Origin of the sequence: Zhongshania sp., assembly GCF_041584495.1 — a bacterium.
Classification (GTDB): Bacteria; Pseudomonadota; Gammaproteobacteria; order Pseudomonadales; family Spongiibacteraceae; genus Spongiibacter.
Window position 1 is genome coordinate 55,707 of the sequence record NZ_JBFHDY010000004.1, and the last position, 23,270, is coordinate 78,976.

Annotated in this window: 19 protein-coding genes; 7 read left to right on the plus strand and 12 right to left on the minus strand. The window is 48.7% G+C overall.

Annotated features, from left to right (window positions below; all coding sequences use genetic code 11):
• Window positions 1-28: 28 nt before the first annotated feature.
• The 9 genes from ABYP33_RS01540 to ABYP33_RS01580 all read right to left on the minus strand — a co-directional run bounded on the left by ABYP33_RS01540 (window position 29) and on the right by ABYP33_RS01580 (window position 10,216).
• Entirely contained in the window at window positions 29-1,276 is a 1,248-nt protein-coding gene (locus ABYP33_RS01540) for a hypothetical protein (RefSeq protein WP_373087558.1), read from the minus strand.
• Between the two features lie 48 nt (window positions 1,277-1,324).
• Window positions 1,325-2,068 (minus strand): TerC family protein, encoded by a 744-nt coding sequence (locus ABYP33_RS01545; RefSeq protein ID WP_373087561.1) that lies wholly within the window; start codon window positions 2,066-2,068, stop codon window positions 1,325-1,327.
• A 150-nt stretch (window positions 2,069-2,218) separates the two neighbouring features.
• Window positions 2,219-2,899, minus strand: a complete 681-nt coding sequence (locus ABYP33_RS01550) for a VIT family protein (protein WP_373087563.1) — start codon at window positions 2,897-2,899, stop codon at window positions 2,219-2,221.
• A gap of 25 nt (window positions 2,900-2,924) precedes the next feature.
• Window positions 2,925-5,228 (minus strand): response regulator, encoded by a 2,304-nt coding sequence (locus ABYP33_RS01555; protein WP_373087565.1) that lies wholly within the window; start codon window positions 5,226-5,228, stop codon window positions 2,925-2,927.
• The gene (locus ABYP33_RS01560) at window positions 5,206-6,015 is read right to left on the minus strand and encodes a phosphate/phosphite/phosphonate ABC transporter substrate-binding protein (protein WP_373087567.1); all 810 of its coding nucleotides are present in this window, start codon (window positions 6,013-6,015) and stop codon (window positions 5,206-5,208) included. Before ABYP33_RS01560 ends, ABYP33_RS01555 begins: the two co-directional genes overlap by 23 nt.
• Entirely contained in the window at window positions 6,016-7,302 is a 1,287-nt protein-coding gene (locus ABYP33_RS01565) for an OprO/OprP family phosphate-selective porin (RefSeq protein ID WP_373087569.1), read from the minus strand.
• 380 nt (window positions 7,303-7,682) lie between these two features.
• A complete protein-coding gene (locus tag ABYP33_RS01570; protein WP_008248554.1) occupies window positions 7,683-7,949 on the minus strand; it encodes a DUF4404 family protein in 267 nt (88 codons plus the stop codon).
• A gap of 78 nt (window positions 7,950-8,027) precedes the next feature.
• Window positions 8,028-9,482 carry a sigma-54-dependent transcriptional regulator gene (locus tag ABYP33_RS01575; RefSeq protein WP_373087571.1) on the minus strand — a complete coding sequence of 485 codons (1,455 nt, stop codon included), beginning with the start codon at window positions 9,480-9,482 and terminating at the stop codon, window positions 8,028-8,030.
• A complete protein-coding gene (locus ABYP33_RS01580) occupies window positions 9,479-10,216 on the minus strand; it encodes a response regulator (protein WP_373087573.1) in 738 nt (245 codons plus the stop codon). The genes ABYP33_RS01575 and ABYP33_RS01580 overlap by 4 nt, the downstream gene beginning before the upstream one ends.
• A gap of 346 nt (window positions 10,217-10,562) precedes the next feature.
• Here ABYP33_RS01580 and ABYP33_RS01585 point away from each other — a divergent pair, with 346 nt between their 5' ends.
• The 7 genes from ABYP33_RS01585 to ABYP33_RS01615 all read left to right on the plus strand — a co-directional run bounded on the left by ABYP33_RS01585 (window position 10,563) and on the right by ABYP33_RS01615 (window position 20,931).
• Window positions 10,563-13,241, plus strand: a complete 2,679-nt coding sequence (locus tag ABYP33_RS01585) for a response regulator (protein WP_373087575.1) — start codon at window positions 10,563-10,565, stop codon at window positions 13,239-13,241.
• A gap of 261 nt (window positions 13,242-13,502) precedes the next feature.
• A complete protein-coding gene (locus tag ABYP33_RS01590; RefSeq protein WP_373087577.1) occupies window positions 13,503-14,723 on the plus strand; it encodes a WecB/TagA/CpsF family glycosyltransferase in 1,221 nt (406 codons plus the stop codon).
• A 308-nt stretch (window positions 14,724-15,031) separates the two neighbouring features.
• Complete coding sequence (locus tag ABYP33_RS01595; protein WP_373087580.1) at window positions 15,032-16,297, plus strand: polysaccharide biosynthesis/export family protein; 1,266 nt, start codon at window positions 15,032-15,034, stop codon at window positions 16,295-16,297.
• 12 nt (window positions 16,298-16,309) lie between these two features.
• Complete coding sequence (locus tag ABYP33_RS01600) at window positions 16,310-17,716, plus strand: GumC family protein (RefSeq protein ID WP_373087582.1); 1,407 nt, start codon at window positions 16,310-16,312, stop codon at window positions 17,714-17,716.
• Window positions 17,656-18,945 carry an O-antigen ligase family protein gene (locus tag ABYP33_RS01605; protein ID WP_373087584.1) on the plus strand — a complete coding sequence of 430 codons (1,290 nt, stop codon included), beginning with the start codon at window positions 17,656-17,658 and terminating at the stop codon, window positions 18,943-18,945. Before ABYP33_RS01600 ends, ABYP33_RS01605 begins: the two co-directional genes overlap by 61 nt.
• Window positions 18,932-20,029 (plus strand): polysaccharide pyruvyl transferase family protein, encoded by a 1,098-nt coding sequence (locus ABYP33_RS01610; RefSeq protein ID WP_373087587.1) that lies wholly within the window; start codon window positions 18,932-18,934, stop codon window positions 20,027-20,029. The genes ABYP33_RS01605 and ABYP33_RS01610 overlap by 14 nt, the downstream gene beginning before the upstream one ends.
• Window positions 20,026-20,931, plus strand: coding sequence for a glycosyltransferase family 2 protein (locus ABYP33_RS01615; RefSeq protein ID WP_373087590.1), 906 nt, complete (start codon window positions 20,026-20,028; stop codon window positions 20,929-20,931). Before ABYP33_RS01610 ends, ABYP33_RS01615 begins: the two co-directional genes overlap by 4 nt.
• A gap of 31 nt (window positions 20,932-20,962) precedes the next feature.
• Here the strand turns inward: ABYP33_RS01615 and ABYP33_RS01620 are convergent, their stop codons facing one another.
• The 3 genes from ABYP33_RS01620 to ABYP33_RS01630 all read right to left on the minus strand — a co-directional run.
• Window positions 20,963-21,604 carry a hypothetical protein gene (locus tag ABYP33_RS01620; protein ID WP_373087593.1) on the minus strand — a complete coding sequence of 214 codons (642 nt, stop codon included), beginning with the start codon at window positions 21,602-21,604 and terminating at the stop codon, window positions 20,963-20,965.
• Window positions 21,605-21,644: 40 nt separating this feature from the next.
• Window positions 21,645-22,685 (minus strand): glycosyltransferase family 2 protein, encoded by a 1,041-nt coding sequence (locus tag ABYP33_RS01625; protein ID WP_373087596.1) that lies wholly within the window; start codon window positions 22,683-22,685, stop codon window positions 21,645-21,647.
• A 59-nt stretch (window positions 22,686-22,744) separates the two neighbouring features.
• Window positions 22,745-23,270 (minus strand): sugar transferase (locus ABYP33_RS01630; RefSeq protein WP_373087599.1); only part of this gene is annotated, 526 nt, incomplete at its 5' end.

Here is a 23,270-nt window from a genome sequence, read left to right on the forward strand (position 1 = left end):
CACCTCCTAAGCCAAAAAAATTGGGCAGTTAGCAACCAATCGGTGACGGCGAGACCATAAAACCCTTGAGCGCCTGATAAACATCGGGATGATTGAGCAATGCCATATGATTTACACCTGTGCCCAGCCATTGCTGATCGGCTTTAAACGCCAGTTGCCGCAGTGGGTCGCGGTGCTTGCCCAGCGCACTGTTTACCGATACCAAGCCATCACCAAGCACTTTATTAACAAGCGGGTGAACGTCGAGGGATGTCGTTGCGGCAAGGGCGTAACACTCAGGCCCAACAGGTAGGCTGAGTGGTATTCTCGTGTCACCCGCCATACGAAAGCGATCAACCCTGCCCCAATCTTCATCTACCACATTGCCATAGCGTAAATCGGTAATACCACTGCTGCGCACCCGCGCTAAACGCGAAAACGGCGCGCTATAGGGATTGCTATCTAATAGCACGTCAATCCAGTTACCACCGCGCTCTAGTACCGCGCCATGATGAGGCGTACCCAAAAACACGATTTTTTGTACCTGGGTAAGCCAGCGCTGCTTTTGTGCTGCGCCGTAATGCCACGCACTGCGAGACACCAAGCCCCCCATACTGTGGGCAACAATATAAAACTCTGCGTCTGCGTGCCCACAATCACTAAGCTGCGCTAACAAGTCCGCAAAAGCGCGACCATTCTCAGAGGTATGTAGGCCGGAGTTATAGCGAAGATACAAGGGCGTAAAGCCGAGCTCAGCCGCCAGCGCTTCACCGTGGTTATGGCCCTTACGCGTCCACTGCTGGTCATTCATACATAAGCCGTGAACAAAAATGGCTATTTTCTTATTGTCGGCCAACAGCGCTTTTAGGGCTGCATTGTCCAGCGCTCTGCCATCGCGGCAAAAAGCCATGCTAATTGCCAGCGGGTTAGCCTTACGCTGCAGATGATCGCCAAGCACGCCATTCAGCGCCGACACAACTGCGGCCCGTCCCGGTGCGCTGGCATCGTCCCCCACTTTACTCGTTAACCGTGGTATCAAGATATCCAGACCAAGACCCAGCAAACCGTTTACTTGACGAATGCTGCTATAAATTAGGCCGCTAATACCACCCGTGCGTTTACTGCGCGGAACGCCGTCCTCAGCAGCCTGCAGCTCATTCTTACTCAGCACGCCGCCAATGGTGATAATGGCGTGGTGCAAGCCTTCTGCGATGTCGCTCACCCCAGCAATGGCATCAACGCTTAGGCGCCCCGCACTAAGAACATCACCAATTACCTTTTGCTCTTTCCTTGTCATCGTATTCTCTGCTTTATTGCAAACTGAAGGCTCATACTATGCGCCACGCTATTCCAGTTTCTTTGTTAATTTTATCGCCTTAGCGCCCCGAGCATTGCGAATTCGCATATTTAAAACTTCAACGAGAACGGAAAAAGCCATCGCAAAATACACATAGCCTTTCGGTACATGCACATCAAAACCCTCCGCGATCAGGGTAAGGCCAATCATGATCAAAAAGGACAAGGCCAACATTTTGAAGGTCGGATTTTCATCGACAAAATCACCAATTGGCTTAGCCGCGAACAACATCACCAACACGGCCACAACAACCGCAATCACCATAATCGCTAAATCGTCCACCAAGCCCACAGCGGTAATTACAGAGTCTAGGGAAAAAACAATATCCAATACCGCAATTTGAACAAGCACCATACCAAAACCACTCACCACATTAACGGCCGCCGAGTCTGGAACAGCCTCCAAGCTACCGTGAATTTCGCGGGTGGATTTGCCGAGTAAAAATAAACCTCCCAAAATCAAAATTACATCGCGCCCGGAAATCTCGTGACCAAAGGCGGTAAACCAGGGCTCGACCAAGCCCATCACCCAAACTAGGCTAAAAAGTAAAACCAACCGCGATGCCATCGCCAAGCCCAGACCTAATTTGCGTGCGCGGTCACGCTGCTCTACCGGCAAGCGTCCAACCAAGATGGAGATGAATATAATATTGTCGATACCCAGCACAATTTCCAAGGCAAGCAGGGTAACTAGCGCAAGCCATGCGTCGGCATTTAACATCCATTCAAACATTTTTAAACAACCTCAGTGGCAGCAACATCGAAAACGAACCCGCTGCGACACTACTACGAAGTCAGTACGGAATACATTGGCCGAGTAAGAAATATTCTTATCGCTTTAAGGCTGAGACTGAAATACGAAGATACTAAAATGCATGGGAATTTAGGCAAACCAATGACCCACTAACGCCGTTAGCAGCATAGCGAGCGCCCCCCAAAAGCACACGCGAATAGCGGCTTTGAGCACTGGCGCGCCACCGGCGCTCGCGCCAAGAGCACCAAGCAGTGCGAGAAAGAGTAAAGCGCTGAACGACACCGCCCAAATCACTGCACTCAGGGGCACCCACAGTGCCACTAGCAAGGGCAGGCCCGCGCCAAGCACGAAGCTCCCAGCCGAAGTAATCGCGGCCTGCAGGGGCCGCGCAGAAAATGCCTCAACAATACCTAGCTCATCCCGAGCATGTGCGCCAAGAGCATCGTGATCCATTAGCTGAGTAGCGACCTTGGCCGCGAGCTGCTCATCCAAACCCCGCTCGATATATATTGAGGTCATTTCGGCATGCTCATGCTCTGGCTGCTCAGCGAGTTCGCGGCGCTCCTTATCTAAGTCTGCCTGCTCGGCATCAGCCTGGGAACTTACCGACACGTACTCACCTGCGGCCATCGACATAGCACCAGCCACTAAGCCCGCCACCCCGACCATAATAATATTACTCTGAGTGCTATTCGCGGCTGCCACACCAACAATCAAACTTGCCGTGGATACAATGCCATCATTGGCGCCCAACACCGCAGCACGCAACCAGTTTGCCCGGTGAATTCGATGCCCTTCAATATGCTTCATAAACCACCATTGCCACCCAGATACGTCATTGATGTTGTTGCATATAATCGTCAATAAATTGCTTGGCAGTCGCATACTCATTGTTCATCTGTTCCGCCAAGCTATCAAGCATTAACCAAGCCTCTTCACTCAATTCATTTTGGACACTTTCATTGTCTGCTGCCATAGTAAAATGGGTCTGTGCCTCTAATGCAGCACAGGTATCTGCCAAACTATAGGCGCCCATAGAACGCGCTGAGGATTTAAATTTATGAGCTTGCATATACACATTTTCAGGATCTCGCGCGCTTAGCGCGTCGAGTATAGCCTGAATGTTTTCGGGGCTAGAATCGGTAAAGCTTTTAAAGATCATGCAGTGCATGGATACATCGTCACCGATCATCGAAACAAGCTGACTTATATCAATAGCAAGCGCCTTCGGCTCCAGCTCATCCCTTAGATCGTGGGTATCGGCACTTTGCTCAGCAGAAGGATTGCCCAGGCACAGATGAGCATCAACACGCGCTAAAATTTCTTTCAAGGCATGGATCTCAACTGGCTTAGGGATAAGATCATCTGCGCCGCTGGCAAGACAGTCGGCCACATCGCCGTCCATTACATTGGCCGTAATCGCCACAATCGGCAAATGAACTCCAGAGGCCAGCTCTGCCTCGCGAATTCGCTTGATCAATTCATAGCCATTCATTTTAGGCATCTGAATATCAGTCAGCAGTACATCGTACGCCTCTGCTTGCAAACACTGCCATGCAGCCAAGCCGTCATTGGCAAATGTGGCAGAATACCCCAATAATGCCAGCTGCTGACGAATCACATCTTGATTCACCGTATTATCTTCAGCAACCAATATTCTCAGCGCGGTGTTAACGTCCTCGCTTACCGTCGTTGCTGCCATTTTCTCCGGCGGCGGCAATGCTCTCATGGGAACGTGCTCATCGGTAGCCAAGGGCATTTCAATCCAAAACGTGGAGCCCCGACCTAAAACGCTCTCTGCCCCCATCACCCCGCCCATTAACTCAAGCAGTTGCTTGGTAATCACCAAGCCTATACCCGTTCCTTGAGTTGCACCCAACTCTGCACCCAGACGATCGAAAGGTGTAAAGAGCTTATCTAGCTGCTCCTGCGCTAAGCCCTTGCCCGTATCGTCAATACAAATTCTGACCGAACTTTCGCGTCGCAAGTAGCTAACGGTGACGATTCCCGCTGCGCAGTTATACTTAACCGCATTGGACAATAAATTTAAAATGGCTTGCTTTAGTCTAGTGTAGTCACCAGCAACCAAAATATCATCGGGCACTGGTCGGGTGAAATAAATGCTAATTCCCTGGCCGCTGGCGGTTGATGTCACCAAATCCACGCATTCGCCTACCACATCAGCCGCGCTAAAACGCTCAATATTGAGGCTAATATTTCTAGACTCAATTAAGGTTAAATCAAGCACATCATTAATCAGTGAGAGTAAATATTCACCGGCGTTATAAATATTCTTACCGTGACTTTTATAGGCGTCGCTGGCGGCATCGTCGTATTCAAACAACTGCGCCAACCCCAAGATCGCATTGAGCGGCGTCCGGAGTTCATGACTCATGCTAGACAAAAAATCAGATTTTGCGCGATTAGCCAGTTCAGCCTCCTGCCTTAAGATCTCAAGCTTAGCTTGGTGGCGCTCAATATTGCTGCGCATTTCAGCAAAACCGGCAACCACATTAGCAACTTCATTATTAAATACCCTTGGCAAGGGAGAGTGGTAATCGCCATCAGCGAGCTGTTGAAATGACGTCATCAATCCTCTTAGCGGAGTTATAACGGTCTTGTTAATTAAATAATAAACTACGCCAAACACAAGCATTAGCGCTACAAACAGAACAGAAGCTAAGGTAAATTGTAGACGGTAGCCTTCACGTAATTCAGCGCTAAAATTGGCGACGAGTACGATTCGCCCAATATTTTTTTCCAAAAAATTAATATCGTGAGAAATAATAATATCGTCTTCTTCGAGCCCTAACGTCCAGCTACCCAGCGGGTAAAGCTGTTTGCCCTCCGCGTCAGACACTTTTATTCTCAGCCAATTTCGATGTTCGTTAAGTTGCGCATCAAGGCTTTCATAGAGCTCTGCATATTGATGACTTAATAATGGCGTCACGATAGAAGTCGACAATTGCCGCAAGGAGCGCTCAGTGGCGTTGGTAAGCTCTTTTTTAACCCAGCGGTCTTGACTCGGCAAGGTATAAAATACAAGTAAACAGCAGACCACAAAGCCCAAAAAACCCGCTACCAACAGGCTTTGGGTTTTTAGGCCATAAAGCCATTTACTTCGGTACGTAGAAGTCATGCAGTCCCCAATCCGTCAAGGGTAAATATTCATCAATATTTGTCGCTACCGCTCGTCGCATGGGAATTTCAGCAAGTAATTTTTGGGAATCAACATTCAAGGTCATCGCCAGCAAGGTCTCGCCAATTCCTTGGGCCGCTTCCCTCGGCACCCGGGGATGAACAACGATAGGATGGGGATTCACCGCCCGCGTTTCGTAAAGCACCATCAGCATATCTTGTAACGCTGGCGCCTGCTCTTTCAATGTTCGTTTTACCCCACCACCCGCCATTGTCGATTGCAGTGCAACATTCAAATAAACCGAAGAGTGGGTATCAACATACTTAGGAACAATATCAATGCCGTGAATCATTTTTAAATCTGCACGCATTAATAATGACGCGCCAAGCGCGTTCGGTGCCGGAAAGGCAATTTCAGCGCCGTCTAATTGCTTAACAGTCGCAATGCCGCTGTCCTTGCGAACAACCAATATGCCTTTCAACTTGCGATCACCGTCCCTAACTATAGGCAGGTACTGCTGCGTTTCATAAGCCACAATCACGTGCCAGGGATTCATATAAGCAATATCAAAATCGCCACGCTGAAAGCTCGCTTCAAACTCCGGAATCGATTTACTGGTAAGCAAAACAAAGCTATCGCCGGTGCGCTTGGCCAGTTCGTCGAGTATCGGCAGCCAAACTTCATTAAGACGTCTCGCCTCAAATTGTGGTACTACGCCAACACGATATTCAGCAGCACTCACGCAAAGACTTTGCAACAATACAAACGCTAGAATGATGTTTTTCATTTACAGCACCCACTCTGCGCGCAACTGGAATAGCTCTGGCTCCGCCGTCTGCGGATTTGAGGTCGCTAACACTTTAATGTACTCGGCGCTAAAACGAATTTGTGGGCTTGCATAAACATTCAAGCCCACGGTTAAATCTTGCTGCTCTCCGCCCAGAACATCCCCGTCACTTAGATCCACCTCACTCACGCGCAATGCCAGTTCCCAGGCCCCTATGCCGTTTCGCCCCAATATACTGCGAGGTTTAACCGTTGCGTAACGACCTTTTTTGTAAGACCGACGATCCCCCGTGAGAAAATAACTCGACTGTATATACCAGCCATCAAAATTCAGATCACCCTCACCGCGCGTCAAGGTGGCCGCCATATACTCTGCCTGCAAGTTAAAGCGATTTAAGGTCAATGCCGCCTCTAAGCCGGTCTGCGAGTAACTATCTACACCCGCTATTTTTTTAGTATCAACTAAATTAACCTTGGTCACCTTGCTTTCAGGGCCAGATTTATACGTCATATCCAAGTGGTCGCCACGTTCACCAAAGAGCCCCGCTATACCAAGGTGCACAAACGAGGAGTTGGCCTGATAGGGCAACCAAGTAAGCCTGCTACCTACTACCCACTCACCGTCTTCACCGGCTGTATTCTGATCGGCCGTGTCACCAAATACACCCGTGTTCCACGTCCAGTTCGGGCCTGACAAATTGATACCCGTGCCCAAGTGCCAGCCCGGCTTAAAGGCAAAACCCAGTGATCTTTCCATAAACGTATTGGCATGCGAATTGGCCAAGGCCTCAAGCGAAAATGGTACGCGATAATTACCGGCGATAAGCTCCGTGCCCTCCTTAAGCCTATAGCTTAAGTATGCATCTTTGACACCTTTTAGGTCGCTGGCAGCAAAGTCGTATTCAAATTTATACTGCCAATCATCGTATAGCTTACCTTTCACATAAATTCTGGCGCGGCGTAGGGTCGTGCCGTCGCCCATATTGATGCCATCGTCATTGTAAACCGCACCGTGAACTTCTACTCGTCCGCTGAGCTGGGCGGAAAACTGCTTATCTGCTGACACGACTTTCAAACCACTACGGGCATCTGCCGTTGATCGCGGCGGGCGAGTCTCGACTAAATCAGGCTTAGCACTCGCCTGCTCTGCCATTAAGCGCTGATACTGCGCCTCATCAATCGTGCCGTTAGCTTTGAGTACATCCAATAATGAATCCAGTTCCGAACCTGCAAATGCAGCCGAACTGAGCATTAACGACATCGCAAATAAAATATGGGGAGGCCTCATAAATCATTCCTTTTATATCCATCAATACCGCGAGCAGACCGCTAAGGAGTCAGTTAACGCCATTTACTCGCATTGTGCTATGCATTCAGCAAGTACAATGCCAGTGATCGAATTTCCGCGCTGCCGGAAAAATCATTAAAGGATAAATTCATGAAAAGCCCGCAATAGCTGACTCTCGGCGACGATTTAAAATAATTATTATAGATTGCCGCGGCGAACACTAACGCAATCCGTAGCCGCCACTCACACAAAAGCTATGCTTTTCTCAAAATGCACCGCAAAATAAAACGTAAAACAAGAAGCATAACGCTCCCAATCAACTGTAAACACAAGCAGCGTTGGCGTAGCAGTGCTTTTTAACCGCCGCGCCTAATTTTCACTTATACCCCAATACTAGCAAGTTTAACCATGATGTCTTTTAAAATCCCGGCCACTGTCGGGTGGTCAACTTCAAAATTCGACACTAGATCTTCCAAGCGATCCTGTAAACTGCTGTCCTCTAAGACAAACTGCGGGCCAACACCCAATTCACGGTCAATGTCGTCGACTATGGCGTGAAGTTTTGCGCGGTTTTCTTGATTAACGGCCAGCCCATCAATTTCGCTTTGCAAACGCTGTAATTGTTCGTGTAATTGTTTCGGATCCATACAACTCTCCCTATCAATCTATTTAGCATAGCAAGTAAACGCTAAAGCCTGTTCTCAAAGCACTGCAATACTAAAATATCAGCCTTCGCCGCCACTATCCCAACTTTTTTTCTTGCGATAAATTGTCGACGCGCTCACCCCAAGACACGCGGCGGCCAAGGGGATATTGTCACCACATTGTTCAATTGCGTACTCAATAGCCTCTTTTTCCACAATCCAGAGCGGGCGAATGCCCTGCATACCGGCGCCAGTCGGGCTAGAAACCGAGCCAAAGCTGGGAACACTGTTTGACGGCACCACTGCGGCGGGTTTAGCGGGCGCTTTCGACAAAACTGGCGCCAATGACGGCATCATTTCAACACTCACCAATTCGCCGTCATTAATAACAACAACATTCTCAATGACATTCTGCAGTTCACGAATATTACCCGGCCAATCGTGCTGCATAATCATGGATTTTACTTCGGGCGTGAAGCCACGAAAATGTTTGTCATTTGCTTTGGTTTTCTCAGCCAGAAAATGTTCCGCCAGCAGCATAATATCGGTGCCGCGTTCACGCAGTGGTGGAAGCTGCACCGGAATAACATTGAGTCGGTAGTACAGATCTTCACGAAAACGGCCCTCGCCAACTTCTCTGGCGGGGTCGCGGTTGGTGGCACACACAATCCGAATATCGCTGTGCAATACGGCCTGACCACCGACCCGGCTAAAAGTACCGGTCTGTAAAAAACGCAGTAATTTAGCCTGTAAGTTCAAATCCATCTCACAGAGTTCATCCAGAAACAAGGTTCCGCCAGCAGCCAATTCCGCCGCCCCCTTGCGCTGACTGACGGCGCCACTGAACGCGCCTTTTTCATGACCAAAAATTTCGGACTCAAAGAGATCTGCGGGTATAGCTGCGCAGTTAATTGCAATGAACGGTCCATCGTGTCTCGCGCTGGCCTTATGCAATGAGAACGCACACACTTCTTTACCCGTTCCGCTTTCGCCTGTAACAAATACGCTAGCTTTGCTTTTTGCCGCGCTGTCCAGCAGTCGAAAGACCGTAGACATGGCCAATGAATCGCCAACAAAATATTCGCTAACGCCAGTGCTTTTTTTGACATCACTCGGCGCGTCAGGCCCAGCAGCAGGGCTGGCAGCAATATCAGCCTGATGCTGATCTACCGCGCTTGCGATAGAAGTTAATAGGCGCTCTTTTGAAAAGGGCTTTTCGATAAAATCAAAGCCGCCCAAACGCATAGCATCCACAGCCACATCAATTGAACTATTCGCCGTAATAATCACCACCGGCGCAGGCTTTTCCTGCCGGTTAATAAAGCTGAGCACTTCTAAACCGCTAATATCCGGCAAGCAAACATCCTGCAGTACCACATCAGGCATCTGCTCCTTAACACCCAGCAACGCCGAATGGCCGTCAGTAAAATGCTTAGTAGTGTAGCCCGCCTGCTCTAAGTAGCTGCAATACAAAGCCCCGCTCGAAAGACTATCTTCGACCACATACACTAATTGTTTACTTGGTACCGAATTCATTGGCCTTTCCTCTCGGCGGACGACAAATATTCTTTTGCCGCGTGATGCGCCTCATTAATTCGCTCTAATAGCCCCGTTGCCGCAGCCGATAAGTCGTCTGCAAACTGCTCTGTATTTTCGTTCAGTTGGCGAGCAAATGAAGCCAATTCGTTTGCTCCGTACAAAGCCGCTGAGTTTTTCAATATATGCGCCACAGCCAAATATTCTTCGGTGTCATTACGTTTCAATGCCTGGCTTGTTCGTACGCTCATCTGCACCAACTCTTCAACAAACATTCCAATTAAACGCTGCCCTACCTCATCACCTAGATCGGCAAAAAGCTGAGAGACGACGCTAGAATCTATCGACGCTGACGAAACCGGGAAATGTTTTGTCACCGCCACCAGCAAGCGGTCTGCGGTAACAGGCTTAATTATCAGTTCGTCAATGCCAGAATCATAAAGGCGCTGACACTCCTCTTCTTTGTGCACACCACTCAGGGCAATAATGCACGCCCCATTATTTTCATTCTTTGATTTTCTAATCCGCTGAGTAACTGCGGACCCAGGCAAACCTGGCATATACTCATCGAGTAATATCAGATCAAAACGCTCGCGCAACGCAAGCGCTAAGGCTTGCTCGCCATCGGTTGCAACCAGCACGTCGTGGCCCATTTTTTCGAGCATAATTTGCGTGGCCATCAGGCTCGGTAAACTATCATCAGCCAGTAAAATCTTTAACATCGTTGTACTCATCGGCTTAACTCTCGGCTATAGCATGTCATGGGCATTAAATCCTTAATATATTTAGTAACATGCAATTTCCTAACCAGAATGAAAAAATCCAAGTAAACAAATAAAAATCAATTACTTAAAGCTACAGACCACGATTCAAGCACACGCTACAAGACAGTGTAGACTGCTTATTCGCATTTTGCATACCAAGTTGCTATGCATATTTCATTATTCTTCTGGGAGCACAGCCATAGGTGCACATTTTTGCTAAGGTACTGAAAGTTTGAGCGAATACCGATTCTTTGGCAGTTTCTGCTAACATCAAGAATACAATACACCAATACCTCAATTCGCTGAGAATACGCTAATGAGCCCACTTACAACACCAAGTCCCCAGCCAATTGTCGAAATACTTGCAACGCTGACACTCGAACCGAGTGGCGTGATCGCAAACATTAACTGCTCGTCAGAGTCATCGCTTACCTCCGTTACACCGCAGCAGACAATCAATGACGTATTCCCAGGGCTCATGGATACCGTCAAAACCGAGCTAAGGCCCGGGTCAGGCTTGTCACAGTCGTCGGTCATTGCCACGCTACCAAACACCAACACCAGCTGCTTAATACAAATTCAAGTCACTGACACACCTGCCACCCCTTACTTAGTCTACGTATTGGCCGACCACTTCGCTTTAAACAGCGTGCAACTGCGCCAAAAACGACTCGAAATGATTAACAGCTCATTGTATACCTCGCATTTAGATGCGCTGGTTACTATTGACGGCGACAGTATCATCCACGAGTTTAGCCCGTCGGCAGAACAATTATTTGGCTATACTCGAGATGAAGCCATTGGTCAGCATGTTGCTGACATTGTTATACCGCCAAATATGCACACTGCACATAACGAGGGTATGGACCGCTTTCATGTAAGTCGCACGGGGCCAGTAATCAATACCCGGATTGAAATTGAAGCTATCCGCCGCAACGGCGAGATTTTCCCATGCGAACTTACCGTAGTGCCTACTGAAGAATATCAAGGCACAACCTATTTTACGGCTTCAATTCGAGACATCACAGAAAGTAAAGCGCACGAAGCCGCTCTTAAAAAGGCAAAGGAGATCGCGGAAGCCAGCAACGAAGCCAAATCTCGCTTTCTCGCGCATATGAGCCACGAAATTCGCTCTCCCTTGAACGCAGTCATTGGTTGCATGGATTTACTCCTCGACTCCGGTCTGACCGACGCACAAATGCCACTGGCGGAAACCTCGCTCGAGGCGGGTCACGGCCTGCTAGGCATCATCGAAGATGTACTGGATTTCTCTAAAATTGAAGCTGGCCAACAAAAGATCACACCCAGCACATTCAACTTAGTTGAGCTCTGCGAGCAAGTTAGTGAGGTCATTAGCATTCGTGCCGGTACCAAGGAAATTAATATCGGCTGTTGTATAGACCCCCAAATACCCGCAGAGCTCACTTCAGATGCCAGCCATATCCGCCGCATACTCACGAATTTAATGGATAACGCGGTAAAATTTACCGAGATTGGCGGTGTCGTCCTCAAAGTCAGCCTTGGCGATACAGACCCAGAGCACCAGCACGTCGATATTGTATTTGAGATTAGTGACACGGGTATTGGGATACCGGCAGCAAACCAAACCAGCTTATTTCAAGAGTTTGCCCAAGTAGACAATAGTGGCACCGCATCATATGGCGGCACAGGCCTAGGCCTCGCCATCTGCCGGGATTTGGCTGAACTGCTCGGGGGTCGGATTAATCTTAAAAGTGAAGCCAATTCAGGCAGCACCTTCACGGTATTAATCCCCTTTAAAACAACGGCAAATAACGACAAAGGACTGGTGCAACTCACACGGATCACCCCCGTATCTGTCTTATCTGATAACAAATCGTTTAGATCGACTATGGCCCAGCAATGTCAAAAGCTAGGCATACCTTGTGACTTTATTGAACCCGGCACACAGGCAGTAAAATCCGCAGCAGACACTGACGGCCATTTCGTTATTGTTGACACCAGCGCCAGCCAATTTAATATCGCCCTCGCCGAGTTAAGCGGCGCCGTCGGTTTTACTAAACGCAATATTCTACTCTACGCGCGGCCATATGCCCCCGACATCATCATTGGCGCAAAGTCAAATGGCTTTCAACATATATTGCAACGTCCTTTAAAAGCCTCCAGTTTTATCCAGCGCCTCAATATGATGAGCGGCGGTACTGGCGCCACCCGCAAGATAACGGCGCGACTAGACAATAGTGCCGAACCTGAAAGCAACACCTCACAAAGGATATTATTGGCCGAAGACAATCTCGCCAACCAACTCGTCGCCAAGACCATGCTCAGTCGCGCCGGTTATCAAATAGACATTGCGAATAACGGCTTAGAAGCGATCGCCGCATTAGGTAACGCTGAATATGACCTGATTTTGATGGATGTGAGAATGCCGAAACTCGACGGTATTAGCGCCACCCAAGAAATTCGCAAGAGTGATGCGAGTTGGTCTACCATCCCCATCATTGCGATGACAGCCAATGCGTTTGACACGGATATTGAGCGCTGCCTAGCCAATGGTATGAACGCGTTTTTGCCCAAACCCGTCAATCGCAATGATTTACTTAACACGGTGAGTAAGTTTATGAACGGCGATAATCATTCGCACATTTCAGAACAAAGCAGTAGTCCAGACGGAGACGCTGTGCTCGAGTTGAACATTGTCAACAAACTCATTGCAGATACCTCCGCAGAGGCTGCCACAGCTATTATGGGTATGTTCATCCAAGAACTTGAAAAATTTCGCACACATTTGGCCAGCTTTACAGATTCATCAGAATTAAAACCTCTGCGAGAAATCGCTCATAGCTGTAAAAGCAGTGCTGGCTATTGCGGCGCCGTACGATTCCAGCAATGGGCGCAAAAAATCGAAACCAGCTGCGATCTTCAAGATCGCGCCAGCCTCACCACGCACCTAACACACTGCGATGACGTCATTACCCAAACGATAACCGCAATAAATCAGTTTTTAACCAAGTAACTGCAAGTGTAGCTCCCCCGAAACATCAACACCTAAAGCCCGGCGATTCATATCTGGGCTTTAGCTCACGTTGCAAATCCAGCAAGCCCTATTGCAAAGAAAATCTCCTTATTGCTTTGCAATTTGCAAATCAAATAAACACCGACAGGTCACCACAATCCAAGAAAATAAAATATAGTCAACAATTTCAAATACTTAAAATAATTTCAGCTCATGGCACAGCCATTGCGATATATCTCCCCGCCAACAGGGAGATATATCATGAACACCAACAACAGTATTCACACACCAATCGCCGAGCGCCTAATCGCTGCCATAGCGCTTGCATTTATTTCACCGCTGCTACTGGCACACATCGCCAGCCAGCTGTGGGCAAAAAGACCGGTGTTTCATGTTCACCAGTTCCGCACAACCCAAAATGGGATTGTGGTAGCAAAAACCCTGCGCCAACGTGCAACCTTGAACCGCATGCCGCTGCTGTGGAACGTTATTCGCGGCGATATACGCCTTGTCGGCAATCGTTTACTGCGCATTCAAGACAGTATTTCTGCCAACCAAGAGCAATCGCATTTCTCAGTGATGCCGGGCCTATTTTCATTATTTGAATTACGCCGCATCTCTGGTTTAGAGTTTATTGACGAAACAGCCTGCAACACTGAGTTCGCTCAAGACGGCGGCGCAAAACAACGCATAGCCATTGTGCTTAAAACCTTGCTCGCAGGAATGCTATACAGCAACACCAACGAGTTACAAGACACACCCACATTCAAGGTATTTGGTGTTCAAATTCACAATGTAACCATGAATGAAGCGCTGGCCAGTATTGCCGAGACAATCGCCAAACGCGCTAAGAAAACCGTATTCTTTGCTAACGCCCACACGCTAAACTTAAGTTACGACAATGCCGACTTCCGCGAATTGCTGAATAAGGTAGATTACCTGCTACCGGACGGCAGTGGCATCGAAGTCGCATGTCGCCATGCAGGCATCCGCCGCAAAGGCAATATTAACGGAACCGATATGCTACCCCTGCTGTGTGAGCAACTCGCAGCAAGCGGTAAAAGCATCTATATGCTCGGTGGCGAAGAAGGCATTGCTAAATCAGCCATGGCCAATATGAAAAAACGCTTCCCGACACTGCGCATTGCCGGCACTCACAACGGCTTTTTTGATAAGAGCAACTGCGCTGACGTGATTGCCGACATCAACCACAGCCAGGCTGATATTGTATTGGTCGGCATGGGCCAGCCCCTGCAGGAGCAATGGGTCGCCGAATACCGCGATCAACTGGAAACACCTGTAGTAATGGCCGTTGGCGGCCTGTTCGACTTCTACGCAGAGAAAGTATCGCGGGCGCCCTTATGGCTGCGGGAACTCGGCATGGAGTGGACCTGGCGCCTAATTCAAGAACCAAGCCGGATGTGGAAACGCTACATCATAGGCAACCCGCTCTTTTTATTAAGAATACGTCGCGCAGCCTAAAAACCCCCGCCAAACTTGCAAGCCCCGCACAGGGGCTATACTTAATCCCAAACGACCATAAGACATAGCGTGTATAGTTGTCGGAGCAAAGGACTAGAGCCTCGATCAAAATGATTTGCAATTTGAAATTAACACAATCCCAATTGCAATTTGCAACTAATGGCCTTTTCCGGTAAGACCTTAACGACGCCAAGCTACTGATTAATATAATAAATAAATACAAACATGGTTGGCACGAGTCCTGCTAAACCAAGGGTATAAGCACTTAAAGCCCTTAAGTAATGAAGTAAACCAACGGAATGAACGCAATGAACATCACAGCAGTTTGCAAATTGACACCGCGCCATATATGGCCTGTTGTTTTTCTAAGCCTTACTGTTGGTTGTGCAGGACATTCATCAAGCCGTGTCCAAGACCTTCGCCATGATGAAGCCAAACTACAAACCGAAGCAAAGGTTGACCAAGAGTTCAGCCGCTTGTACACCGATCGCTGCACCGACGACGCAACCCGCTTCGCTGGCGACAACAGCAACTATTCGGTAACAGAACCCCTGCCCACCGTATTTCGCAATCCCGGCACACCGCGCAGTGGCGACAGCCACAGCAGCCGCCTCCTGCCCTTATCTCCAGGCGACAAAATTGAAATCTTAATTCACGAAGGCGACGAGTTTAGTGGTGAGTATATTGTCAATCACGACGGCAATATTGAGCTGCCCTATTTATCACCGATTAAAGTTATCGGCCTAGATACTGAAGAAGTCGAAACTCGGCTGAGCCTTCTGCTGATTCAGGAACGGATATTTCTCGCTCACACACTGCGAATTAGCGTGCGGCCAATGCAATGGGCACCAGTAATGGTCTCTGTTTCTGGCGCCGTCTATGAACCCGGCCGTCAACTCATCAATGAGTTAAATCCCCAGCAAACTCACGAAGATAAAGGCGTTATCACTGGGGATTACCCAACTAAGCGCTACCTTAGCGAAGCGCTGCGCAGCGCCTCAGGCGTAAGACCCGACGCACGTGTTGATAAAATCATTTTGATACGGGACGGCTGGCAGCAAGAAATCAATTTGGCAGGAATATTTTCCGGACACAGCTCGGTGGATGTCCCTCTGATTGCAGGCGACCAAATTATAGTGCCCAGCACAGGTTGCTTACAGCGCTCGTTGATTCGACCAACGCAAATAACCCCCAAGGGTATTCGCGTATTTATCTCCAACCTTACCGAAACAGCTCGCAACAACTCTCAAGCAGCCGTGGGTAACTACGCAAGCAGCATGCCCTACGGCTCACGGCTTTTTCAGGCGGTGGTCTCAGGGAACTGCACTGGCGGCACACGAATGACAAATTCATCACGCTACGTCGTTTTAGTTGGGCAAAACCCTTTAACGGGGAAAAATGAAGTTATTGAACGCAATATCGAAGAGATATTGCGCAATCCCGATGTCGAGGGACTCAACCCCTACTTACTGCCCAACGATACGATAAGCTGTTACGACTCGACCCTGACGAATGTCCGCGATATTGCCAAAGCAATATCGGATATAGTTTCACCCTTCAAACTGCTGCGCTAAGGGGACGTAATTATGAGCGTAACTATTGAACCGAGCCGCGCAATCCAGACCTACAATGATCAAAGCAACAAGCCGCGCTGGACCCGTTACATTATTGTCGGCGCCATCGCATTTATCGCAATATGGGGTTTAGTCGCGGTGTATATGCTGTCACCACCAAAATACGTCAGTAAATTTGCTTTTGTATTGCCGGGGAAAACCGGTAGCTCAAAAGTGAATCTTGAAAACATTGGCGAGGCGAGCAGCAGCAGTAGCTCGCCCTTTGCAACCCGTGGCATTAACCCGCGGGTAAACTATAAAGAGATGCTACTCAGCGACACGGTTATCGGCACGGCAGCACGTGAACTGGGCATTGAATATGCAGATTTTGGCAAGCCCCACGTTAAGCTCGTCGACGAAACCGCGATCATTCAAGTCTCGACCAAAGCTGGCAGCCCAAAAGATGCTCAGAAGCGCTCAACCGCGCTCGTCGATGCGTTCAACCAACGCATTGAAGAGCTTCGCGAGGATGAGCTGCAAGCCCGCGAAGATGGCATCAGTCAGGCACTCTCTGTTTACCGGGCTCGGCTTAAAGAAGCGCAGCTCGCCCTAATTATGCATAAGCAAACCTCTGAATATGTATCCGGCCGGCAGTACGAGGAGCTCAGTTTGAGACTGGAGCGTTTGAAAGAAACGCGCATAAACAGCTTGGCCAACCGCAACGAGCTTAGCGGCTATGTTGAGCAGCTGTCGCGCAGTATGGGTATCACTGCACAGCTCGCTGCCAGCGCCTTCATCCTAAACGCGGACCAACAGTTTCGTGAACATTTAAATAATTACCAAAGCGCAACAGCCACACTCGCGGTATACCGCTCCAAGTGGGGGGAAGCACACCCAGCTGTTGTAAAGGAAGACGCCAAACAAGACGCCACCCTTGACGCGCTACAGGATCGCAGCTTTACTTTGGTCGGGCACAAAGACATGAACACCATTAAATTGATAAGCCTCAGTGAAGCAAATCAAAATGGCACGCTATTCCAAGATTTGCTGGTGTCCTTTGCTAAAATCGAAGGACAAATTAGTAAAATAAAACAATTAGATGACGCCATCACCCGTCACGGCAATAGCTTAAAGCAGTTCGCTGAAGAGGCCGCTCAGCTAGATGAACTAGAGCGTGATTATCAAGTCGCGGAAGCGGTATACACGTCAGCAGTTACTCAGATTGATACCAGTAAAAGTGATATCTTTGGTTCCTACCCTTTGGTTCAGCTACTTGCGTCTCCTTCTCTACCGATCGAACCCGCATCGCCAAACAAAGTGTTGGCCGTTGTCGGCGGTGTGATGGGTAGCGGCATGACCTTATTCGGACTATTTTTGTTATGGAAGCGCAAACAATTAATCCAAACAATATTATCGAAAAGTGGGTTTGGTACGCTTTAATACTCACCTATCCATTCTATGTACTGGGCGCAGTGTATATCATTGCACCCGTTTTAGGCTGGTTACTCATGGGCTATTGGGCCTATAATTTTTGGCTGCCCAAGCAACTACGAGCCAAAAGCATCCAAGTTGAGCCTCACCCGCTAGTGATGCTATGGCTGCTAGGCATGTTTGTCATGGAGGTAGCTTTAGTACTCGGCCATCTCGATTTTTACCTCGGTATTCCCGCCATCATCAAATCCAGTATCGGCTGGGCCAAGGGCTGGGCCTTATTGGCTATTTTCATTATGATTGGTGCAACGCTGCCAATTCGCCCCGAAATTATATACCGTGCTTGCTGCATCATATGCTTGCACACGCTGATACTTATTCCGCTATTTGTCATTGCGGCATACACACCGATCCCAGGCACAATTTACATCTCGCCCCTCAAGGTAATCGGTGGACCAGGCCCAGAGTTTTTTGAATTCCAGCTGTACGGGATCAACCCAGAGTCACTAGGCCCGCGCTGGCGGTTCTTTACGCCCTGGGCGCCTGCGGCAGGCTTAGTCGCTAATTTTTACTTCATCTTTGCACTTCATGAAAAAAATGTACGCTGGCGCTGGATTGGCATCACCGCAAGCGTCGCCATGTGCTTGATGTGCCAGTCTCGGGCGGGCCTAGTGGCCATGTTATTTGTATCTCCTGCCGTGTTTTTTATCTCTAAACTTAAGTCCCCCGCTCTGTGGATCTCTGGAGGTATTGGTATATCGGCAATGGCGGTACTTGCTACCGAATTAATGGCCTTTGTCGAGACGTCTGTTGACGAGTTCAAAGGCGCTCGCGCGGGGTCAAGCCGAGTGCGCGCAGCGCTAGCGCGCATAGCCATTCAACGCTGGGAAGACGAAGCGCCAATATGGGGCCATGGCGTGGTCGAGCGCGGCCCTCACCTCGTTGAATACATGCCCATTGGGTCTCACCACAGTTGGTATGGACTATTGTTTGTCAAGGGCGTCGTCGGGTTTATCGCGTTGGCAATTCCTATGGCCTGTACTTTTATACTATTAGTTGCACGGGCCCAGAGTTGTAAAACTGCGCAGGCAGCGTTGTCCTGCACATTTATTATATTTATGTTTAGCTTTGGTGAAAATCTTGAAATTCTCGCCTATCTTTTTTGGCCGGCACTTGTTTTGATTGGCATTGCATTTCGGTCTGACACTATTGAGAAATCATTTCATGGAAAAGTTTGACGCACTTTTAGTTGGCTTTTACGGCATGAGCAATACCGGTGACGATATGTTGATGGCCGCCGCTGCCGCTGGTGCTAGGCAAAAATTTAAGGCCGAACGCATCGCCGTCACTGCCGCAAAGGACAGTGAGGCGCCATTGCGGCTAGGTTTAATTAATACCCAAAGTCGTCAACAGCGATTTAAAGGGCAAGACCGTTTACTCAAGTACTGGGCAGCGAAACGCAGCAAACATATTATTATTGGCGGCGGCTCGGTGTTACACACCACTAAAGATATTCACCAAAAGCGCCAGTATTTAAGCTTAGCGCAATCCACCCAGCATATTGCAGCCGGCGTTGGTATCGGCCCCTTTGTGGACGGCAAAGCCGAGCAAGCTTGCGCGCAATTCCTTAACACCTGCAGCTTCACCGGCCTACGCGATCGCGACAGCTACGACATCGCCCGTAGTATTGCCCCCAATGCCAATGTCGCCTTAACGTTTGATTTGGCGCCTGGCCTGCGTTACGAGCCAGAGTTTGTTGCCTCGCTGGCCGAACAACGTCAGCCAGCGATCGGCATCGCCTTATGTCCAGTTGAACGCTTTGCCGGCCGCGAAGACCTAGAGCTCGCCAGACTAAAATCCATAGCGACAGGCCTGCGGAAGTTCTGCGCAGATCAGCCCCACGAAATTCGCTTAATTGATTTTAACGGCCACACCCAACTCGGCGACAACCAAGTCCATCAACAATTAAAAGCCATGCTCGGCGACCTCCCCTGCAAAATCATTGATTACCAAGCAAATCCCTATACTGCCATCCACGAAATCAGCGAGCTAAGCGGCATCGTGGCGATGCGCTTACATGCGGCGATATTTGCGTATTTAAGCGACACACCCTGTATCGCGCTTAACTATCACCCCAAATGCCACAACTGGTGCCGGGATATTGGCCAAGCTTCAGAATTCGCTAGTGATAGCGGTCAAATAGATTCTGAGTGGCTTTACCAGCGCTTGCTAGACATTAGTGGCAATAATTATATTTCCCCAACACTCGATGTCGCCGAAGCTTGCCGCAAGGCGCAACTGAACTGGAATCACCCCTTATGAGTAAATGTCAATTTTCCATTGTCATTCCCCTATACAATAAAGCGGCGCATATCGTTGACACCCTCTATTCAGTAATACAGCAGCATGTATCTGATTTTGAAATTATCGTAGTGGATGATGGTTCAAAAGACGATGGCCCAAGTCTCGTCGAGGAAATGCTAAAACAGGAGCCACGAATTCGCTTAATTCGCCAAACCAATGGCGGTGTATCCAAAGCGCGAAACACGGGAATCGCTCACGCCAACGGTGACTATCTGTGTTTTCTTGATGGAGATGATCTTTGGGATCGCGACTTCTTAAGCGAAATATCTGAGCTTATAGAACGCTTTCCATCCGTTGGTGCCTACTCTACCGCCTACGCACACCGTTTTAACAGCGGACGAGATACGCCAGTTCTACCGAATTTCCCAAAACAACTAAAAGACCACGAGCAGTTTGAATACGATTTTTTTGCGGTGGCCAGTCGCGGTGAAGTGCCGATCATGCCCTCAAGCTGCTGCATTCCCAAAGCAGTATTAGATGACGTTGGGGGTTTTCCAGAAGGTGAGCCCATTGGCGAAGATCAAGACCTATGGATACGCATCGCCTATCAATGGCAAATGGCTTACTCGCGCACCATATGCACTTATTATTTACAGGAATCAGAGAATCGAGCATGCATTAACAATGTCCCCGACGAAGAATGCCCTTTTAGTCGTCGTCTTTTCGCTTATGCAAATACAACACAAGACAGCCGCCGCAAGGACATGATTAGAGTCACCGCCAACCATCTGCTCCATCTCGCGCAGTTAAATATTCTGGCAGGGAAAAAAACAGAAGGAAAGCGGCTGCTTCGGGATCATCGCACCTTTATGCTACCCAAGCGACGCCTGAAGTGGGAATTAAAACTACTTACATCATAAAAAAATAAGGATAGGCTGTTTCCCGGAGCACTTAAGCTCCCAGTACAGCCTTTTGCTGATTAATCATCTGCCCGACACTGCGTTTAGCCATATCCCAGCAGAACTGTAGCCAAAAACAAATTCCCAATAATTTAAAGCCATCTTCTAGCAATAAAACGACTAAGCCAGAATCATCTAATCCAACGTCAATTAATACCGATAAGGTCCAACAGATGACCGCAGGAATAGCGAATACAAAAGATTCAGCAATGGCCTTTCGAAATAAAAACAATACCCCGGCCACACCACTACCAATAAGCACCTGCGGAACGACTTCAGGTATTCCCAATAATGTAGGGAAAATACTGTCATGAAGCATGTAAGCATCATCGATTAATAGCACACTACTGCAAATGCCTATCCAAAATGAAGCGCTACTGCGGCGCCGCCCCACTGCAAAAAATTTCCTCAGACTAACCGAAAAAAAAGCCACACCACATGACGCGGCCATAAGAATGAAACCAAAAGTTGACAAGCCACCAGCAAACCAAGCTCGACTGTCACTAAGACTTGCGTCGTCGGTTAAATCTGCCAAGCTCAAGCCCGCTTCGCGACTGCCCAATAAGACAAGGACTAAGCTCAGTAGAGTAACTACTAAAGAAACGCTCAAACGCCCAATTTGAGGTCCAGCCATCAATTCATCCTTTTGTAAGACCCCAGTTGCGTTCATTGAATTACGCCGCCATCGCCATCATCTTACGCTCTAATCTATCGTAATGATTTTTCTGCAAAGTAGCTAACAACAAAGTGCAAGCGCTAGTAACCGCCGTCTTAGTAAACTCTTTCAGCAAAATACGGCTATCTGACTTAAACGCCAAACTAAGCAGTGTAGTAGCACTCTCTGAGTCGCGCGATTGCACCGCGCGACGTGCCAAATAGCGGTATTGGTATGCCCGCGCCAAGCTTTCCCACTTTGCTATGAATGCGGGATCGATCTTCCGATTATTTTCAACTGAACGCTCCCAAGCCTCGAGCTGACGACGCCAATTTGCTGACAAACCTTCACCGTTAACGCGATACCAAGTCAACGCCTCGGGGAGACCAGCGAACTTCCACTTAGTTGACAGAGCAATACGCAACCAACACTCAACATCCTCGGATTGACGAAAACTTTCGTCGAAATACATTGAGCCGTAGTGGCCCATCTCCGGGCGAATAAACTCGATATCATTCAAGGTTTCGCGGCGAATAACCGGCGCAGAGCCATTACCCACTGGATTACGGCAAAATATATCCTCAGCAGAAATATCTTCACATTTTGGATGCTGGCCGATACCCATATCCTGACTGTCGTCATTCATAAATTGCGAAGCACTGTAGCTGACACCCACATCAGGATTAGCATTCAAATGACCAACATGGAACTCTAATTTACGCGGATCCCAGCGATCATCTGAATCCAAAAAGGCAAGGTATTCGCCACTTGAGCGACATACACCAGTATTACGCGCACCCGCTAGCCCGCGGTTACGCTGTTTTACCAAAATCACCCGTTCGTCAGTGCAGGCTTGAATTATTTCAGCGCAGTTATCTGGCGAGCCATCGTCGACACAAATCACTTCAAAATTGCGAAAGGTTTGCGCGAGTACCGAATCCAGGCATTCCTGTAAGTAAGCTGCGGCGTTGTACATGGGAATTACTACACTCACTTTAGGGCGTTTAATTGCAACGGTTTGCGATTTTGTCGAAGTGTAGTCAGGGTCGAAGAAGCTCATTTTAATTAATCCTTTTGTTATCTCAGTGGTCTACACAACTAATCCCAAGCTCGGCGATATTAGTAGGCGCCAGCACCCAGTAAAACTGCGGGAATAGTCTTGGCCGTGATCACAATGTCAGTAAACAAGCTGCGCTCGCGGATATAACGTAAATCCAAATCAATCTGCTGTTCAAAGCTCAGGTCAGCGCGACCTGATACCTGCCACAATCCTGAGATACCGGGCAATGCATTCAAACGCTGACGGTCGTAGTCAGTGTATTGCTCAACTTCTGAGATAAGCGCTGGGCGGGGACCAATCAGTGACATTTCGCCGCGCAGAACGTTGATTAACTGGGGCAGCTCATCAATAGACAACTTGCGGATGATATTGCCGACTTTCGTTACCCGGGGATCGTTAACAAACTTTCTGCATACGCCATCGCGGTCGCTTTCCATTGCGGCTACTTCAGCATGCAATTTCGCATCGGTGCTCATAGAGCGGAATTTGATCATTTTAAAGATCTGCCCGTCTTTACCAACACGCTGCTGGTGGAAAAACACCCCACCGCGGCTCTCTAAAAGTATGGCCAAGCCAGTAATCAGT

Coding starts and splice junctions, on each gene's coding strand:
- ABYP33_RS01540 (WP_373087558.1), bottom strand. CDS start 1,276: ATGACAAGGAAAGAGCAAAAGGTAATTGGTGATGTTCTTAGTGCGGGG.
- ABYP33_RS01545 (WP_373087561.1), bottom strand. CDS start 2,068: ATGTTTGAATGGATGTTAAATGCCGACGCATGGCTTGCGCTAGTTACC.
- ABYP33_RS01550 (WP_373087563.1), bottom strand. CDS start 2,899: ATGAAGCATATTGAAGGGCATCGAATTCACCGGGCAAACTGGTTGCGT.
- ABYP33_RS01555 (WP_373087565.1), bottom strand. CDS start 5,228: ATGACTTCTACGTACCGAAGTAAATGGCTTTATGGCCTAAAAACCCAA.
- ABYP33_RS01560 (WP_373087567.1), bottom strand. CDS start 6,015: ATGAAAAACATCATTCTAGCGTTTGTATTGTTGCAAAGTCTTTGCGTG.
- ABYP33_RS01565 (WP_373087569.1), bottom strand. CDS start 7,302: ATGAGGCCTCCCCATATTTTATTTGCGATGTCGTTAATGCTCAGTTCG.
- ABYP33_RS01570 (WP_008248554.1), bottom strand. CDS start 7,949: ATGGATCCGAAACAATTACACGAACAATTACAGCGTTTGCAAAGCGAA.
- ABYP33_RS01575 (WP_373087571.1), bottom strand. CDS start 9,482: ATGAATTCGGTACCAAGTAAACAATTAGTGTATGTGGTCGAAGATAGT.
- ABYP33_RS01580 (WP_373087573.1), bottom strand. CDS start 10,216: ATGAGTACAACGATGTTAAAGATTTTACTGGCTGATGATAGTTTACCG.
- ABYP33_RS01585 (WP_373087575.1), top strand. CDS start 10,563: ATGAGCCCACTTACAACACCAAGTCCCCAGCCAATTGTCGAAATACTT.
- ABYP33_RS01590 (WP_373087577.1), top strand. CDS start 13,503: ATGAACACCAACAACAGTATTCACACACCAATCGCCGAGCGCCTAATC.
- ABYP33_RS01595 (WP_373087580.1), top strand. CDS start 15,032: ATGAACATCACAGCAGTTTGCAAATTGACACCGCGCCATATATGGCCT.
- ABYP33_RS01600 (WP_373087582.1), top strand. CDS start 16,310: ATGAGCGTAACTATTGAACCGAGCCGCGCAATCCAGACCTACAATGAT.
- ABYP33_RS01605 (WP_373087584.1), top strand. CDS start 17,656: ATGGAAGCGCAAACAATTAATCCAAACAATATTATCGAAAAGTGGGTT.
- ABYP33_RS01610 (WP_373087587.1), top strand. CDS start 18,932: ATGGAAAAGTTTGACGCACTTTTAGTTGGCTTTTACGGCATGAGCAAT.
- ABYP33_RS01615 (WP_373087590.1), top strand. CDS start 20,026: ATGAGTAAATGTCAATTTTCCATTGTCATTCCCCTATACAATAAAGCG.
- ABYP33_RS01620 (WP_373087593.1), bottom strand. CDS start 21,604: ATGGCTGGACCTCAAATTGGGCGTTTGAGCGTTTCTTTAGTAGTTACT.
- ABYP33_RS01625 (WP_373087596.1), bottom strand. CDS start 22,685: ATGAGCTTCTTCGACCCTGACTACACTTCGACAAAATCGCAAACCGTT.